Here is a 16224-nt window from a genome sequence, read left to right on the forward strand (position 1 = left end):
TTCAGACGCTGGATAATGGAACAGCAGGCCATGTCCTGCAATCGGAGCCAGATGCCGGTGCTGCCGTCAGTTATGCCAGCGCGGCTCGATCAAACGGTCAGGGCGAAACGTCGTCGATAGTCACTGGGTGTAAAACCTGTGGCGGCCTGGAACACCTTGCGAAACGCGCCAGGATCCTGGTATCCCACCTCCCAGGCGATCTGGTCCACGTTACGCCTAGTAAACTCCAACAAGCGACAAGCACGCCCCACCCGGATCTGCTGACAATAATGAGTAGGACGCAATCCAGTTGCAGCACGGAACCGGCGAAGGAAGGTGCGCTCCTCCAAACCGGCGCATGCCGCCATGCTGCTCACACTTGCGTGTTGCACCGCACCGCCCTGCAACCAATGCTGCACTTTGAGCACAGCCTCATCACCATGGTCCAGGCGAGGGACGAACAGTGCTCCCGAGACTGCGCTTGGCAGCGGCTCCAGCGAAAGGTAGCGGGCAGTCTCAAAGGCGAGCGTGGCGCCAAGAAAACGCTCGAGCAATCGCAGTCCCAGCCCGGTCCAAGCCATCAAGCCCGCCGAGGTCACGACGTCGCCGTCGTCCAATAGGGGCACATTGGCGTCAGCGCGGACCTCGGGGTAGCGCTCGAGCAAAGCGTGCACGTAGTTTTGGTGAGTGCTCGCCGGACGCCGATCCAGCACCCCGCTGGCGGCGAGGAAGAACACACCAATGCAGACTGAGGCCAGCACCGCACCGCGTCCGTGCCAGTCACACAGGTGCGGACAATGACGCTCAAGCAGCTCCGAGGGAGGCGCGCCACCAAGACTGGGCGGGATCACCAACACGTTGAGCGCATGGACCGCTCCCGGGTGACTGTCATACACAGGGGCCAATCTGCCGAAGCCATCGAGCTGCCAGTGAGTGACGCGGATCCTCGACAACTGAATATTGCTCATCTCTCCAGCCACCCTGTTGGCGACTGCGAACAGATCCGTCAAGCCGTGTACCGCCGCGATCTGCACATCCGGGTAGATCAACACGCCTACTTCCACTTCAGACCTCATGTCAGTTTTTGCCTTCAATCTGTCGGTCGCGCCAATCCCGGCCGGCTCCATATCGGGCTAACCTCATCGCACTCTCAGCACACCTCACCGGAGACTCCCGACATGGCTAAAGAGGCCCTTATTCTCATCGATATCCAGAACGATTACTTCCCCGGCGGAAAATGGACCTTGGACGGCATCGAAGCGGCGGCCGACAACGCGGCGCGCCTGCTGGCCAAGGCTCGCGAACGCGGTGACCTGGTGGTGCATGTACGCCACGAGTTCGGGTCGGCTGACGCGCCGTTCTTCGCGCCTGGATCGCACGGCGCGCAAATCCATGTAAAGGTGCTACCCACCGCCGATGAGGTGGTAGTGCTCAAGCATCAGGTCAACGCCTTTCGTGACACTGAGCTCAAGAAAGTGCTGGATGAGCAGGCCGTAGAGACGATAACCATTGTCGGAGCCATGAGCCATATGTGCATCGACTCGGCCACCCGCGCCGCAGCAGACCATGGATACCAAGTGACAGTGGCACACGACGCCTGCGCAACACTGGGACTTACCTTCGCCGAGCACAGCATACCGGCTGAGCAAGTGCATGGCGCAGCCATGGCCGCCCTGGCATTTGCGTTCGCTCGCGTACAAGACACCGCCTCACTGCTCGCCGAGGCATGAAGCACTGCGCTCAAGTCACTACGTTGCGCACGAAGCGAGTGGGTTGGTCGCCGTCGTTACGGTAGGCATAACGGCAATTGCTTTGGAAGATGTAGAAGTCGCCTGCTTGCAGGCGCACTTCGCCCCCCTCGATCACCACGGTCAGGCAACCTGAGCAGACATAGATCTGCTCACTCCAGCCTTCAGCATCGGCCTCACTGGCATAGTGCTCGCCTGGCCCCAGGGTCCACTCCCACAATTCCACTTCACGCCGTGCCGAACTGCTACCCAGCAACACAGCACGACTCTCGGGGTGCTGCCCAGCCCAGGCCAGTTGGTTGATGCGTGCCGAATCACGCTGTTCCGGCGCCTGGATAAGCGTACTGAACGCTACGCCCAAGGCTTCGGCGATCAGGTCAAGGGTGGTCAAGCTCACATTCTTTTCGCCAGCTTCAATGGCCACTAGCATCCGTCGGCTGACGCCCGAGCGCTCTGCCAAAAGAGTCTGGCTATAGCGTTGTTCAGTGCGCAAGCGGCGGATGTTCTGGCTGACGTATTGCAACACCGAAGCGCGATGGGAAGAATCTCTGTGCACTATATTGCTCACCAGAAGGGGGTGCGCAGTATACTGCGCACTTTGCGGCGATTGTGCGCCGCCCTCCACGAGTGCGCAAGATCATGAGCCAGCCCAACTGCCGTCCACGGCCTTCCCTCTATTTCCGTCTAAGCAAAGCCGAGATGGTGCTGGTGTTCATTACCATGCTGTGGGGCGGAACCTTCCTGATCGTCCACAACGTCATGAGCGTCAGTGGGCCGATGTACTTCGTCGGACTGCGGTTTGCCGCAGCGGCGCTGTTCGTCGGACTGGTCTCGATGCGCGCATTGCCAGGACTGACATTCACCGAATTGAAAGCCGGGGCAGTGATTGGCGCCTCGATCATGCTCGGTTACGGGCTTCAGACCATGGGCCTGCAAAGCATCAGCAGCAGTCAGTCAGCCTTCATCACCGCGCTATACGTGCCTTTCGTGCCCTTGCTGCAGTGGCTGGTACTGGGGCGGCGGCCTGGCTTGATGCCCAGCCTCGGAATTGCCCTGGCCTTCGTTGGCCTGATGTTGTTGGCAGGCCCTGAGGGCGGCACTTTGCACATGAGCGAAGGTGAACTGGTGACGCTGATCAGCGCTGTGGCGATCGCCGGTGAAATCATCCTGATCAGCCGCTATGCCGGTAAGGTGGACGTGCGCCGAGTGACCGTGGTGCAACTGGCGACCGCTTCTGTGCTGTCATTTCTGATGACTATACCGACTCAGGAGCGCTTGCCTGATTTCTCCTGGCTACTGCTTATCAGCGCCGTTGGCCTGGGCGCCATGAGTGCAGTCATCCAAGTCGCGATGAATTGGGCGCAGAAGTCGGTATCGCCCACCCGGGCTACCTTGATCTACGCCGGCGAGCCGGTCTGGGCAGGGATTGTCGGTCGTCTTGCCGGGGAACGCCTACCGGGCTTGGCGCTATTGGGTGGCGCATTGATCGTGACAGCGGTCGTTATCAGCGAACTGAAGGTCCGGCGCAGGGGCACCGTGCCGGACGATACCTCGGCGCTCTCACCGAACAATGCAGGCGAGAGCGGGCGTTGAACTCTCGCCCAACGGCTATGCTCTGAAAAAAACTGTTATAAAAAAACTGCTTGTCACCACGCTTTTGTAGGATTCTGCCACAGCTTGCGTGTTGGTGATCAACCACCTGCACACGTATGATCCTTGACCAACCTTCGCAGATTAGAACGCTATGTCATTGATAGTGCTATTGCTTCTGCCGTTCATCGGCAGTTGCCTGGCAGCCGTCCTGCCGCACAATGCGCGTAATGCCGAGTCTATCCTTGCCGGACTCGTAGCCCTGGTCGGCACTGTCCAGGTGGCGCTGCTGTATCCGCAGGTCGCGCATGGCGGCGTGATTCGCGAAGAATTTCTGTGGTTGCCGAGCCTGGGCTTGAACCTGGTGCTGCGCATGGACGGCTTTGCCTGGCTGTTTTCGCTGCTGGTGCTGGGCATCGGCACCCTGGTGTCTCTGTATGCGCGCTACTACATGTCGCCCCAGGATCCGGTGCCACGCTTCTTTGCCTTCTTCCTGGCCTTCATGGGTGCCATGCTCGGCTTGGTCATTTCCGGCAACCTTATTCAACTGGTGTTCTTCTGGGAGCTCACCAGCCTGTTCTCCTTCCTGCTGATTGGCTACTGGCACCACCGCGCCGACGCCCGCCGTGGCGCCTACATGGCGTTGATGGTCACCGGCGCAGGCGGGCTCTGCCTGCTGGTCGGGGCGCTATTGCTCGGACATGTGGTCGGCAGCTACGACCTGGACAAGGTACTGGCCGCCGGCGATGCCGTGCGCCAGCATGCGCTCTATCCGGTGCTGCTACCGTTGATCCTCCTGGGCGCCTTGAGCAAGAGTGCGCAATTCCCCTTCCAGTTCTGGCTGCCGCACGCAATGGCTGCGCCCACGCCAGTTTCGGCCTACCTGCACTCCGCGACCATGGTCAAGGCAGGAGTGTTCCTGATGGCTCGGCTTTGGCCAACACTGGCAGGCACCGAGGAATGGTTCTGGATCGTCGGCGGTGCCGGTGCCTGCACTTTGTTACTCGGTGCATTCGCCGCCATGTTTCAGAACGATCTCAAGGGTTTGCTGGCCTATTCGACCATCAGCCACCTGGGTCTGATCACCTTGCTATTGGGACTGAACAGCCCGCTGGCAGCGGTAGCAGCGGTCTTCCATATACTCAATCACGCCACCTTCAAGGCATCGCTGTTCATGGCCGCTGGCATCATCGACCATGAAAGCGGCACCCGAGACATTCGACGCCTCAGCGGTTTGATCCGCCTGGTGCCGTACACTGCCACTCTGGCCATGGTCGCCAGCGCATCCATGGCAGGCGTGCCGCTGATGAACGGCTTCATTTCCAAGGAAATGTTCTTCGCTGAAACCGTGTTCATCACCTCATCAGCCTGGGTCGAAATAGCCTTGCCAGTGATCGCGACTCTGGCCGGAACCTTCAGTGTGGCCTATGCGTTGCGCTTCACCGTCGACGTTTTCTTCGGACCCACTGCGCAGGACCTGCCACATACCCCGCACGAGCCGCCACGCTGGATGCGTGCACCGGTCGAACTGTTGGTGCTGACCTGCCTGGTAGTCGGCATCTTTCCCGCCCAATCTGTCGGCCCGTTACTGGCTGCTGCGGCGCTGCCGGTGGTGGGCGGAACGCTGCCAGAGTACAGCTTGGCAATCTGGCATGGCTGGAACGCACCGATGATCATGAGCCTGATCGCCATGTGTGGCGGTGTGGTGCTGTACCTGCTGCTGCGTAAGCAACTGCGCCGGGGCCGCTTCCCTTACCCGCCGCTGATCGAACGCTTCAACGGCAAGCGCCTGTTCGAACATGGCCTGGTACGCCTGATGCTGATCGCCCGACGCGCCGAGGCCCTGTTGACCAGTCGCCGCCTGCAGACACAACTGTTCATGCTGGTGACAGCCGCGTTCATTGCCGGTCTATCACCGATGCTCTATAGCGGCATCAGCTGGGGCGACCGGCCGAAGATCCCGGGTTCCGGCGTATTCGTAGTGATGTGGCTGATCGCGATCGCCTGCGCGATCGGCGCCGCCTGGCAGGCCAAGTACCACAGGCTGGCCGCACTGATCATGGTCAGCGTGTGCGGACTGATGACCTGTATCACCTTCGTCTGGTTCTCGGCACCCGACCTGGCGCTCACCCAATTGGTGGTCGAAGTCGTGACCACCGTTCTGATTCTGCTAGGCCTGCGCTGGTTACCACGCAGGATCGAAGGCGTCACGCCACTGCCCGGCAGCCGCGAGCGGGCGCGGGTACGACGTCTGCGCGATCTGCTGCTGGCGATCCTGGTCGGTGGCGGCATGGCGCTGCTGTCGTATGCAATGCTGACGCGTGCCACCCCCAATAACATTTCTTCGTTCTACCTCAGTCGCGCCTTGCCAGAAGGCGGAGGCACCAATGTCGTCAATGTGATGCTGGTCGATTTCCGCGGTTTCGACACCCTCGGCGAAATCACCGTACTGGTGGCCGTCGCGCTGACTGTCTTCGCCCTGCTGCGTCGCTTCCGCCCGCCAAAAGAAAGCATGCAACTGCCAGCACAGCAGCGCCACCTGGCCCCGGACCTGGTCACCGACCTGGTGAATCCGCGACAGGTTGCCGATACCGCGCTGGGCTTCATGATGGTCCCGGCAGTGCTGGTGCGATTACTGCTGCCCATCGCCCTCCTGGTGTCGATGTACCTGTTCATGCGCGGTCACAACCAACCCGGAGGAGGCTTCGTCGCTGGTTTGGTGATGTCCGTGGCCTTCATTCTTCAGTACATGGTGGCCGGCACCCAGTGGGTCGAGGCGCAGATGAGCCTGCGTCCACTGCGGTGGATGGGCACCGGATTACTGTGCGCCACTCTCACCGGTATCGGCGCCATGTTCCTCGGTTATCCATTCCTCACCACACACACCGCGCACCTGCACCTGCCTTTGCTTGGAGATATCCACGTGGCCAGCGCCCTGTTCTTCGACGTCGGCGTGTACACAGTGGTGGTCGGCTCGACCCTCCTGATCCTCACTGCTCTGGCGCACCAGTCGGTACGCGCCTACCGCCCGGGCAACCAGAAATCCAGCCAAGCAGGAGCCGCCTGATGGAAGAAGTCATCGCAGTCGCAATCGGCGTACTGACTGCCTCCGGTGTGTGGCTGGTACTGCGTCCACGCACCTATCAGGTGATCATGGGCCTGTGCTTGCTGTCCTATGGCGTGAACCTTTTCATCTTCAGCATGGGCAGCCTGTTCATCGGGAAGGAACCGATCATCAAGGATGGCGTGCCACAGGATCTGCTGAACTACACCGATCCGCTACCACAGGCCCTGGTACTGACCGCCATCGTCATCAGTTTCGCCATGACGGCCTTGTTTCTGGTGGTGCTCCTGGCCTCGCGAGGTCTCACAGGTACCGACCACGTCGACGGCCGGGAGCGTGGGGAATGAGTGGGATGAATCAATTGATCGTAGCCCCCATCCTACTGCCGTTGGTGACTGCCGCGATCATGCTGCTGATCGGCGAAAAACACCGCCAGTTCAAGGGCCGGCTCAACCTGCTGTCCAGCTTGATCGGCCTGGGGGTCGCCATCACGCTGCTGCTGTGGGTGCGAAATCAGGGCCAGGCCGAATCCATCGGCGTGTACCTGCCGGGCAACTGGCCAGCGCCGTTTGGCATCGTACTGGTAGTCGATCATTTATCGGCGCTGATGCTGACGCTCACCGGAGTGATCGGCGTCAGTGCACTGCTGTTCGCGCGTGCCCGTTGGGATGGTGCCGGGGCCAGCTTCCACGCTCTGTTCCAGATCCAACTGATGGGGCTGTACGGCGCCTTCCTCACGGCCGACCTGTTTAACCTGTTCGTATTTTTCGAAGTCCTGTTGGCAGCGTCCTACGGCCTGTTGCTGCATGGCTCGGGCAGGGCTCGAGTCAAGGCCGGCCTGCATTACGTCGCCATAAACTTGTTCGCCTCTTCTCTGTTCCTGGTCGGGGCCGCCATGCTCTACGGCGTGACCGGCACGCTGAACATGGCCGATCTGGCATTGAAAATTCCTCTTGTGGCCGAGGCCGATCGCGGCCTGCTACACGCCGGTGCTGCGATCTTGGCCATGGCCTTCTTGGTCAAGGCCGGGGTCTGGCCGTTGAATTTCTGGCTGGTGCCGGCCTATGCCTCGGCCAGCGCACCGGTAGCGGCGCTGTTCGCTATCATGACCAAGGTTGGACTGTATGCCTTACTGCGCTTGTGGACACTGCTGTTCTCCGAACAGGCCGGCGCCTCGGCACACTTTGGTGGGCAATGGCTGGTCTATGGAGGATTGGTAACCCTGGCTGTGGCAGTGGTCTCCATTCTGGCTGCGCAGCGTCTGGAGCGTTTGGCGGCACTCAGCATTCTGGTCTCGGCCGGCACTCTGTTGGCAGCGGTCGGCTTCGGCCAGCCGGTTCTCACTGGCGCAGCGTTGTTCTATCTGGTCAGTTCCACTCTCGCACTGTGCGCCTTGTTCCTGCTCGCCGAACTGATCGAGCGTTCGCGCTCGGCCAATGAGGCGCCCCTGGATGACGAGGAAGATGCCATCCCCCCCTGCTCGAGTCTCTGCATCCGCCCAAGGGCATCAACTTGGACGATGAGCAGAAAGCCGTCATCGGACAGATCATCCCATGGACCATGGCCTTCCTCGGTCTGAGCTTTATCGCCTGTGCGCTACTGATCATTGGTATGCCGCCACTGTCGGGCTTCATCGGAAAGCTCAATCTGATCAGTGCGCTGTTCAACCCACTGGGCCTTGGCGCTGCGCCAGAACAGCCATTATCGGCGGCGGGCTGGTGCCTGGTGGCATCACTCCTGCTCTCCGGGATGGCGTCGTTGATCGCCTTCGGCCGAGTCGGCATCCAACGGTTCTGGAAACCCGAAGAGCCGGCCTCTCCTCTGCTGCGTCGCTACGAATGTATGCCGATCGTGCTATTGCTGGGCTTGTGTATCCTAATCAGCGCCCAGGCCGAGCCCCTCCTGCGGTACACGCAGGATACCGCCGCTGGCCTGCAGGCCCCGGATAGCTACATCCAGGCAGTCTTGTCGACGCGCACCCTGCCCGGCCCGACCACACTCTCGCAGGTGCAGCCATGAAGCGACTGTTCCCCGCCCCGCTGCTGTCCCTGTCGCTGTTCGTACTGTGGCTGGCCCTGAACGTTTCGATCAGTCCCGGTAATCTGCTGCTTGCTGCGGCGCTAGGTATTCTTGCGCCCCTGCTAATGGCGCCGCTGCGCCCCCAGCATGCACTCGTGCGCCGCCCTTTGACGGTCATCCGCCTAATCGCTCGCGTCGGCCTGGACGTGATTTCATCGAACCTGCAGGTGGCCTGGGGCGTGCTACGGGCGCGCACCCACCCCCTCGCTCGGCGTTCGTGCATATCCCTTTGGCACTTCGCGATGCTCACGGGTTGGCCGCCTTGTCGATGATAACCACGGTGGTTCCTGGAACAGTCTGGTCGGAGTTGGCCCTGGACCGCAGCGTGCTGTTGCTACATGTGTTTGACCTTGAGGACGAAGACACCTTCATCGCGCATTTCAAACACACTTACGAACGCCCGCTGATGGAGATCTTCGAATGACTGGCCTACTTGCCAATGCCATCCTCGCCAGCCTGTTCATCTTCGTCATCGCCATGGCGCTCGCATTGATCAGGGTGTTTCGCGGCCCCTCGGCACAGGACCGGGTGCTCGCGCTGGACTACCTGTACATCCTGGCGATGCTGATGATGTTGGTGTTGGGCATCCGATATGGCAGTGACACCTACTTCGAAGGCGCCATGCTGATCGCACTGTTTGGCTTCGTCGGGTCATTCGCCTTGGCCAAGTTTCTGCTACGCGGGGAGGTGATCGAATGATCCAGACCGTTGAGTTGCCATTCTGGCTGGAGTTGGTCACCGCCGCACTGCTACTGACGGGCAGTCTGTTCGCCTTGCTCGGCGCAATCGGGCTGGTGCGACTCAAGGACTATTTCCAACGCATGCACCCACCGGCACTGGCGTCGACTCTTGGTGCCTGGTGCGTGAGCCTGGCATCGATCCTGTACTTCTCCGAGCTCAAGCACGGGCCCGTACTGCACGCGTGGTTAATCCCCGTATTATTGTCAATCACCGTGCCGGTGACGACATTGTTGCTGGCGCGGGCAGCATTGTTCCGCAAGCGCATGGCGGGCGATGCGGTGCCTGAAGAGGTCAGCAGCGGCAGCAATCGCAGCCACTGAGCACGGATACCCAATGCTCATTGATGAGCTGACTACTTTGCTTGAACCTTTGCAGTCACAGTCTTGCAGACACGTCACTTGAGCAAGGCCTGGATCTGCTCGTGCAAGGTATCAAGGTCGAAAGGCTTCGCCAGAATCGGCGCCTTGCGTGCAATAGGGCTGCCCGATTCAAGAATCTCGGCTGGGTAGCCGCTGATGAAGATCACTTTCAGATCCGGCCGCAGTTTGAGCGCAGGCTCAGCGATCTCCACACCGGAAATGCCGCCCGGCAAGCGGAAATCGGTGACCATCAGGTCCAGATGTGGCTTGCTGGCCAGGATGGCGAACGCTTCTGCCCCATCTTCCGCCACCAGCACGTGGTAGCCCTGCCCTGCCAGGTAGTCGCGCAGGATCATCCGGATCAGCGGTTCATCTTCCACTACCAGTACTACATCTTGTGCGTCTTCGCTCATGACAATGCCTTGAATTTCAAAAAGTTGGCTATCTGACCCCAGGGTCACGCAGAGGTTGCCTGGGTCTGGTCACTTTGTTGGCCGACAGTCGCCAGTGGCAGCAGGATACTGAATGTGGAGCCCCTACCCTCCTCGCTGTCGACCCGGATCCGCCCGCCATGGGCGTGAACAATCTGTTCTGAAATGAACAGCCCAAGGCCCAATCCACCACTGGCCTGCTGAGCGGATACCCGTTCGAACTGATGAAAGATGCGCTGCTGGTTAGCAGCGCTGATGCCGATGCCGTGATCCTGAACCTGCACGCAAGCCATGCCACATTGCTCGAAAACTCTGACCTGCACTGGACGCCGTTCGCCATAACGCAAAGCGTTGGACAACAGATTGGCCAGCACTTGCTCAATCCGGAATTCGTCCCACTCACCCTGCAAGGGCTCGCAACGGGTCAAATCGATGGAGGTGTCCAACGCTGCGGCCTGAGCAGCGAAGCGCTCGACCAGCCCTCGACCAGCTTGGCCAGGTCCACAGAGCGTGGCCTGATCGACAATTTGCCGGTACGGATCCGCGAAACATCCAGCATGTCTTCGATCAGGCGGATCAGGCTGTTGATCTGCCGCTCATCACGCTCCACCATGGCCTGCAAGTGCGTCTCGCTGAATGCCGCCAAGTTGCCTCGGGCCAAGTGCATCTTGCGCAATTGCGTTTCCAGAATCAGGCCATTGAGCGGCGTGCGAACTTCATGGGAAACGATCGACATGAAGTCGTCGCGCATTTGCACTGCCCGCTCGAGCTCACCGCGAGCCACCTGCAACTGCGCCAGCAACTGCTCCTGCTCCTGACGGCTGCGCTCCAGCGCTTGCAACTGGCGGCCGAGCACTTGGCGCTGCCTGTACAGATCGACGAAGACCGACACCTTGCTTTTAACCGCCTGGGTATCCAACGGTTTGTGCAAGAAATCGACCGCACCGCTTTCATAGCCTTTGAAGGCGTAGTTCAACTCGCGACCGGCGGCACTGACGAATACGATAGGGATGTTCTTGGTCTTCTCCATACCGCGCATCAGCTCGGCCAACTCGAAACCGTCCATACCCGGCATCTGCACATCGAGAATAGCCAGGGCGAAGTCGTGCTCGAGCAGCAGCGAAAGAGCCTGCTCGGCCGACTGAGCGCGGTGCACCTCGCGATCCTCACCTTGCAGAAGAGCCTCGAGGGCCAGCAGGTTTTCCGGCAGATCGTCGACGATCAGCAGTTTGGCGATGATGTGGCTTAGCATGTGCTGGTTTCCAGGGTGGCGAGCAACTGCCCGATACCGCTCAGAGAAAGAATATGATCGGGCCGATGCAGGGCCAGAGCAGCCTCGGGCATTAACGCGACCTGTGCTTCGCGGGGATCCTGAACCAGCGTCCGACCTCCGCATTTCTTGATATAGGCCAATCCCTCGGCGCCGTCTTCGTTGGCTCCGGTGAGCAACACGCCAAGCAGAGCTTCGCCGTAGGCATCGGCGGCCGAATGAAACAACACATCGATTGCAGGCCGAGAGAAATGCACCGGCGCCTCCTGGCTCAGCGACAAGCTCAGGTCACGTTCCACCGACAGATGATAGGCCGGTCCTGCCACGTAGATGCCGCCCACCTCGATGGGCTCCTTGTCGCAGGCCTCACGCACGGACCGACGCAAGCGCCGCTGCAACACCTCGGCCAACTGGCTGTGACGATCCGCCGGCAGATGCAACACGCAGAGCACCGGCGGCTGAAAATCTATCGGCAGAGCGCCAAGCACCTCGAATAGCGCCGCAACGCCACCCGCCGAGGCGCCGATCACTACCGCGCGAACGCCCCTCATGCTTTTCGGTAGATCCGCTCGGGCCGTACCAAAGGCTCGAAGCGATCACCGTACGCCGAAAAGTCAACTGACTCTTTGCTGCCAAGGAACAGGAACCCCCGGTGGCACAGCGACTCGTGGAACAGACCCAGCGCACGGTCCTGCAGCTCTTTGTTGAAGTAGATCAGCACATTCCGGCAGGACACCAGTTGGGTTTCGGAAAATACGCTGTCGGTAGCCAGGCTATGGTCGGCAAAGGTGACATTGTCTCGCAAGCTGCTGTCCATGATGGCATTGCCGTAGGCCGACGTGTAGTAGTCGGAGAAGTCGCGACGCCCCCCGGCCTTGCGGTAGTTTTCTTCGTATTCGCGCAGGCTTTGCATCGAATAGATACCCTGCTTGGCTTTTTCCAGCGAGCTGGGATTGATGTCGGTGGCATAGATGATAGTGCGTTCCAGCAACCCTTCCTCGCGCAGCAGGATCGCCATGGAATAGACCTCCTCACCCGTGCTGCACCCGGCGATCCAGATTTTCAGCGACGCCCAGGTTCGCAACAATGGCACCACCTCATGGCGCAACGCCAGGAAATGGCCAGGATCACGAAACATCTCGCTGACCGGAATCGTCAGGAACTGCAGCAACTGCATGAACATGCCAGGATCGTACAACACGCGCTCCTGCAATGCCGTAACGGTACGGCAGTCGAACTGGCGCAAGGCATGAAGAATCCGGCGCTTGATCGAGGCACCGGAGTAATTCCTGAAGTCGTAGCTGTATTTGAGGTAGATGGCCTCGATCAGCAGGCGAATTTCGATGTCGGTGTTGCGCTCGCTAATCAAATTCGCTCCAGTTGCGGCAGCCAGACGCGGATCAGGGAGAACAAACGGTCCAAGTCGATGGGCTTGGCCAGGTAGTCGTTGGCGCCGGCCTGCAGGCAGCGGTGCTGGTCGTCTTTCATGGCCTTGGCAGTCACCGCAATGATCGGCAGCTTGCGCCAACGCGGTTGCTGGCGGATCAACCGGGTGGCTTCATAGCCATCCATTTCCGGCATCATCACATCCATCAACACCAGATCGATGTCGCTATGCTGGTCAAGCCGCTCGAGGGCTTCACGACCATTACGGCCTATCTCGACGATGGCGCCCTTGTGCTCCAGTGCACTGGTGAGGGCGAAGATGTTGCGTACATCGTCGTCCACCAGCAAGATTTTACGCCCCTCGAACACCTTGTCACGGCTGCGAGCCGTCTTGAGCATGCGCTGGCGTTCATGGGACAACTGCGACTCGACCTTGTGCAGGAACAGCGTCACCTCATCGAGCAGACGCTCCGGCGAGCGGGCGCCTTTGATGATGATCGAGCGCGAATACTTGAGTAGGTCGGTCTCTTCCTCGCGGGTCAGGTTACGGCCCGTATATACGATCACTGGCGGGAAGCTGCGGATGTCATCGGCGGTCATGCGCTTTAGCAACTCGTTGCCCAGCATGTCGGGCAGTTTGAGGTCGATGATCATGCAGTCGTAGATGTTTTCGCGCAGCAGCTCCAGCGCGTCCTGAGCCATGGCCACCGCGGTGATCTCGATATCGTCATCGCCGATCAGGCGTGCAATGCTTTCACGCTGAAGATCGTCATCTTCCACCAGCAGAATGCGCTTGAGCTTCTGCGTGAGTTTGTCCTCGAGGCGCCCGAAGACCTCCTTGAGTTCTTCACGGCTGGTCGGCTTGACCGCATAACCCACCGCACCCATGTGCATGGCTGCTTCGACGCGATCTTCCACCGAGATGATGTGCACAGGGATGTGACGGGTACTGGCCTGCTCTTTAAGACGCTGCAGCACGGTCAATCCGGAGTGGTCGGGCAGACGCATGTCCAACAACACGGCATCGGGCAAGTACTGGGCGGCCAGGGCGAAACCGTCGTCGGCAGCATGGGCGACCAGACAGTTGTAGCCCAGCTCGTGAGCCAGATCGTAGAGAATACGGGCAAAATTGGGCTCGTCCTCGATCACCAGGATGCAGCGCCCCGTGAACGGCGCCTGTGCACGGTCATCGGCGAAACTCGGAGTCAGCACTGTCGGCTGACGCATCGGCGCGGCCCGCACTATGGGTGGCAGGCGATCGAGTGTCGGTCGAGGGCTCTGAACCTCTCCCTGCGCATCCGCCGACTCATAGCGCTCAGGAATGGTCAGACTGAAGATGCTGCCCTGACCGTCACTGCTCTGCACCGTGATCTGCCCACCCAAAAGGTGCGCAAGGTCTCGCGAGATCGATAGCCCCAAGCCGGTACCGCCAAAGCGACGATTACTGGTGCCATCGACTTGGTGGAAGGCACCGAAGATGGCCTCCTGCTGATCGGCGGGAATGCCGATCCCACTGTCACGGACGGTGAAAACGATACCCGTGTCAGGCCGATGGCTGATGCTCAGGCTGACCTGACCTCGATCGGTGAACTTGATGGCATTGGACAACAGGTTCTTGAGAATCTGCTCCAGGCGCTGGCGGTCGGTGAACAGCGTGCTCGGCACCTGCGACTCGAGCGACACCTCGAAGCCCAGTTGCTTGTCGTCGGCCAGCGGCTGGAACATGCCGCGCAAGCCTTCGACCAGGCGCACCACCTGGGTGGTCTCCGGTCGCACCTCAAGCTTGCCGGCCTCGACCTTGGCGATATCGAGGATGTCGTTGATGAGGTTGAGCAGATCGTTGCCGGCCGAGTAGATGGACTCGGCGAATTTGATCTGCTCCTGGGTAAGATTGCCTTCGCCGTTCTCGGCCAGCAATTTGGCCAGGATCAGCGAGCTATTGAGCGGCGTACGCAGCTCATGAGACATGTTGGCGAGGAACTCGGACTTATAGCGGCTCGAACGCTGCAGGTCCTCGGCGCGGGCCTGCAGCTCCTGCTGGGCACTGTTGAGTTCGCTGTTCTTGCGGTCCAAGGCCACCGTGCGCTCGGCCAGTTGCTCGTTGGTCTGCTCCAGTTCGGCCTGCTGGGTCTCCAGGTAGGCCTGGGATTCCTTGAGCACACGAGACTGCTCCTCGAGCTCTTCGTTGGCAGTCTTGAGCTCCTCTTGCTGGACCTGCAACTCTTCGTTCAACTGCTGCGTCTCGGCAAGCACCTCTTGCAGTCGCTGACGATAGCGCGCGCTCTCGATGGACATGCCCAAGTTATCAGCAATGCGCTCGAGCAGTTCGCCATCGCGGTCCAGCAACGGGCGCAGGAAGCCCAACTCAAGCACACCATTGACCTCACCTTCATCGCTCGAAGGAATCAACAGCGCACTGCGCGGCAAGCCGTTGCCCAGGCCGGAACTCAGGCGATAGTAGTCTGCGGGCAGATCGTCCAGCCGGATCAGTCGCCGCTCACGCACGCTCTGCGCCAGAAGGCCTTCGTGCTCTCCCAGGGTCTGGCTACGTTTCTGTTGCTCGGCATCCAGGCCATAGGTAGCGACGCGCACCAATTGGCCATGGGCATCGCGCACATAAAGTGCGCCCACCACGCTCCCCAGGTAGCTGGCGAAGAAGCGCAGGACGTTGTCGCCCAGCGCCGTCAGCGTCAGCTGACCCAGCACTTGCTGCGACAATTGCTGTTGCCCGTTACGTAGCCACGCCTGGTGCTCCAAACGCTCGGCGGCACGCTGTTGAGCCTTGAGGTTGCCAACATAGCTGTCGGACAGCGCCAGCAGATCGCGGCGCCCGAGATAGGCCAGCAACCCGCTGAGGCCAACGATGAACAGTACGAACGCGGTGATGGCCGTGACTGTGACGGTGCTGACCTGCTCGGTACGGGCCTGGCGCAGTTGCTGCTCGGTTGCGATGAAGTCTTCGAATTCCTTGCGGATCTGGTCAGTGATTCGCTTGCCGCGACCGCCACCGATCGCCCCCTGAAAGTCACCGTTCTGGCGGCGCAGGGTGATCAGTTCGCTGCCGAAATCGTTCCAGGCGCGTTGCAGGCCCGTCAGGCGATTGATGCGATCAACCTGCGGGAGATTGTCACCGACCATGTCGCGCAGATTCTCCAGGCTGCCGAAAATCTGCGGCTTGGCCACCTCGTAGGGATCGAGAAAACGCTCATCACCCGTAATCAGGAAGCCGCGCATCCCGGTTTCCATGTCGATCGAAAGCTTGACCGTTTCATTGGCATTACCGATCACCCGGTCGGTGTGCTCCACCCACTGCATGGCCGATAGCAGGTAGTTGATTACCGCGACGAAGGCCACGGCGCCCAGCAGCCCGACACCTAACGGCAGGCCGATATTGCGGCTCAGCAGTCTGCGGAAGCTGCGTTGATCCATGGAGGCTGCTTGAATCATCTGATAACGCCCGAACGAAGAATCCATTGAAGAGTAGAAGGACGACACTGCTAGCACGGCGGCCGTCGCTGACCTTTGCGTCCAGTGCTGCCACGATCACTAAGCACTTTCAGCGTTACTGGATCGGGGC

At 60.3% G+C, this 16224-nt stretch carries 12 protein-coding genes and 3 pseudogenes; 8 read left to right on the top strand and 7 right to left on the bottom strand.

Annotation, left to right across the window (positions count from 1 at the left end; genetic code table 11):
• Positions 1 to 89 precede the first annotated feature (89 nt).
• Positions 90 to 1073: a helix-turn-helix domain-containing protein gene (locus tag GKC70_RS15340; protein WP_342651535.1), complete on the bottom strand. Its 984-nt coding sequence runs from the start codon at positions 1071 to 1073 to the stop codon at positions 90 to 92.
• 84 nt (positions 1074 to 1157) lie between these two features.
• Here GKC70_RS15340 and GKC70_RS15345 point away from each other — a divergent pair, with 84 nt between their 5' ends.
• A complete protein-coding gene (locus tag GKC70_RS15345) occupies positions 1158 to 1709 on the top strand; it encodes a cysteine hydrolase family protein (RefSeq protein WP_342649185.1) in 552 nt (183 codons plus the stop codon).
• A gap of 10 nt (positions 1710 to 1719) precedes the next feature.
• On the opposite strand, the gene GKC70_RS15350 is transcribed toward GKC70_RS15345, so the two are convergent.
• Positions 1720 to 2283, bottom strand: coding sequence for a helix-turn-helix domain-containing protein (locus GKC70_RS15350; protein WP_342649186.1), 564 nt, complete (start codon positions 2281 to 2283; stop codon positions 1720 to 1722).
• 83 nt (positions 2284 to 2366) lie between these two features.
• Between GKC70_RS15350 and GKC70_RS15355 the strand changes: the two genes are divergently transcribed.
• The 7 genes and pseudogenes from GKC70_RS15355 to GKC70_RS15385 all read left to right on the top strand — a co-directional run bounded on the left by GKC70_RS15355 (position 2367) and on the right by GKC70_RS15385 (position 9521).
• The gene (locus GKC70_RS15355; protein ID WP_342649187.1) at positions 2367 to 3320 is read left to right on the top strand and encodes a DMT family transporter; all 954 of its coding nucleotides are present in this window, start codon (positions 2367 to 2369) and stop codon (positions 3318 to 3320) included.
• A 151-nt stretch (positions 3321 to 3471) separates the two neighbouring features.
• Positions 3472 to 6384, top strand: a complete 2913-nt coding sequence (locus GKC70_RS15360) for a monovalent cation/H+ antiporter subunit A (RefSeq protein ID WP_342649188.1) — start codon at positions 3472 to 3474, stop codon at positions 6382 to 6384.
• Positions 6384 to 6728: a Na+/H+ antiporter subunit C gene (locus GKC70_RS15365; protein ID WP_029612715.1), complete on the top strand. Its 345-nt coding sequence runs from the start codon at positions 6384 to 6386 to the stop codon at positions 6726 to 6728. Before GKC70_RS15360 ends, GKC70_RS15365 begins: the two co-directional genes overlap by 1 nt.
• Positions 6725 to 8400, top strand: a pseudogene (locus GKC70_RS15370) (monovalent cation/H+ antiporter subunit D). Before GKC70_RS15365 ends, GKC70_RS15370 begins: the two are co-directional and overlap by 4 nt.
• A pseudogene (locus GKC70_RS15375) lies at positions 8397 to 8884 on the top strand (Na+/H+ antiporter subunit E). Before GKC70_RS15370 ends, GKC70_RS15375 begins: the two co-directional pseudogenes overlap by 4 nt.
• Positions 8881 to 9159 carry a K+/H+ antiporter subunit F gene (locus GKC70_RS15380; RefSeq protein ID WP_029612720.1) on the top strand — a complete coding sequence of 93 codons (279 nt, stop codon included), beginning with the start codon at positions 8881 to 8883 and terminating at the stop codon, positions 9157 to 9159. Before GKC70_RS15375 ends, GKC70_RS15380 begins: the two are co-directional and overlap by 4 nt.
• Positions 9156 to 9521, top strand: a complete 366-nt coding sequence (locus GKC70_RS15385) for a Na+/H+ antiporter subunit G (protein WP_342649189.1) — start codon at positions 9156 to 9158, stop codon at positions 9519 to 9521. The genes GKC70_RS15380 and GKC70_RS15385 overlap by 4 nt, the downstream gene beginning before the upstream one ends.
• Positions 9522 to 9595: 74 nt before the next feature.
• On the opposite strand, the gene GKC70_RS15390 is transcribed toward GKC70_RS15385, so the two are convergent.
• From GKC70_RS15390 to GKC70_RS15410, 5 genes and pseudogenes are all read right to left on the bottom strand, one after another.
• Positions 9596 to 9973 (bottom strand): response regulator, encoded by a 378-nt coding sequence (locus GKC70_RS15390; RefSeq protein WP_029612722.1) that lies wholly within the window; start codon positions 9971 to 9973, stop codon positions 9596 to 9598.
• Positions 9974 to 10017: 44 nt separating this feature from the next.
• Positions 10018 to 11243: pseudogene (locus GKC70_RS15395) on the bottom strand (hybrid sensor histidine kinase/response regulator).
• Complete coding sequence (locus GKC70_RS15400) at positions 11237 to 11812, bottom strand: chemotaxis protein CheB (protein ID WP_342649190.1); 576 nt, start codon at positions 11810 to 11812, stop codon at positions 11237 to 11239. Before GKC70_RS15400 ends, GKC70_RS15395 begins: the two are co-directional and overlap by 7 nt.
• Entirely contained in the window at positions 11809 to 12630 is an 822-nt protein-coding gene (locus GKC70_RS15405; RefSeq protein WP_342649191.1) for a protein-glutamate O-methyltransferase CheR, read from the bottom strand. The genes GKC70_RS15400 and GKC70_RS15405 overlap by 4 nt, the downstream gene beginning before the upstream one ends.
• Positions 12627 to 16094 (bottom strand): response regulator, encoded by a 3468-nt coding sequence (locus GKC70_RS15410; RefSeq protein WP_342649192.1) that lies wholly within the window; start codon positions 16092 to 16094, stop codon positions 12627 to 12629. Before GKC70_RS15410 ends, GKC70_RS15405 begins: the two co-directional genes overlap by 4 nt.
• Positions 16095 to 16224: the final 130 nt, after the last annotated feature.

The organism is Pseudomonas sp. REB1044, assembly GCF_038813925.1.
GTDB classification, from domain to species: domain Bacteria; phylum Pseudomonadota; class Gammaproteobacteria; order Pseudomonadales; family Pseudomonadaceae; genus Aquipseudomonas; species Aquipseudomonas boreofloridensis.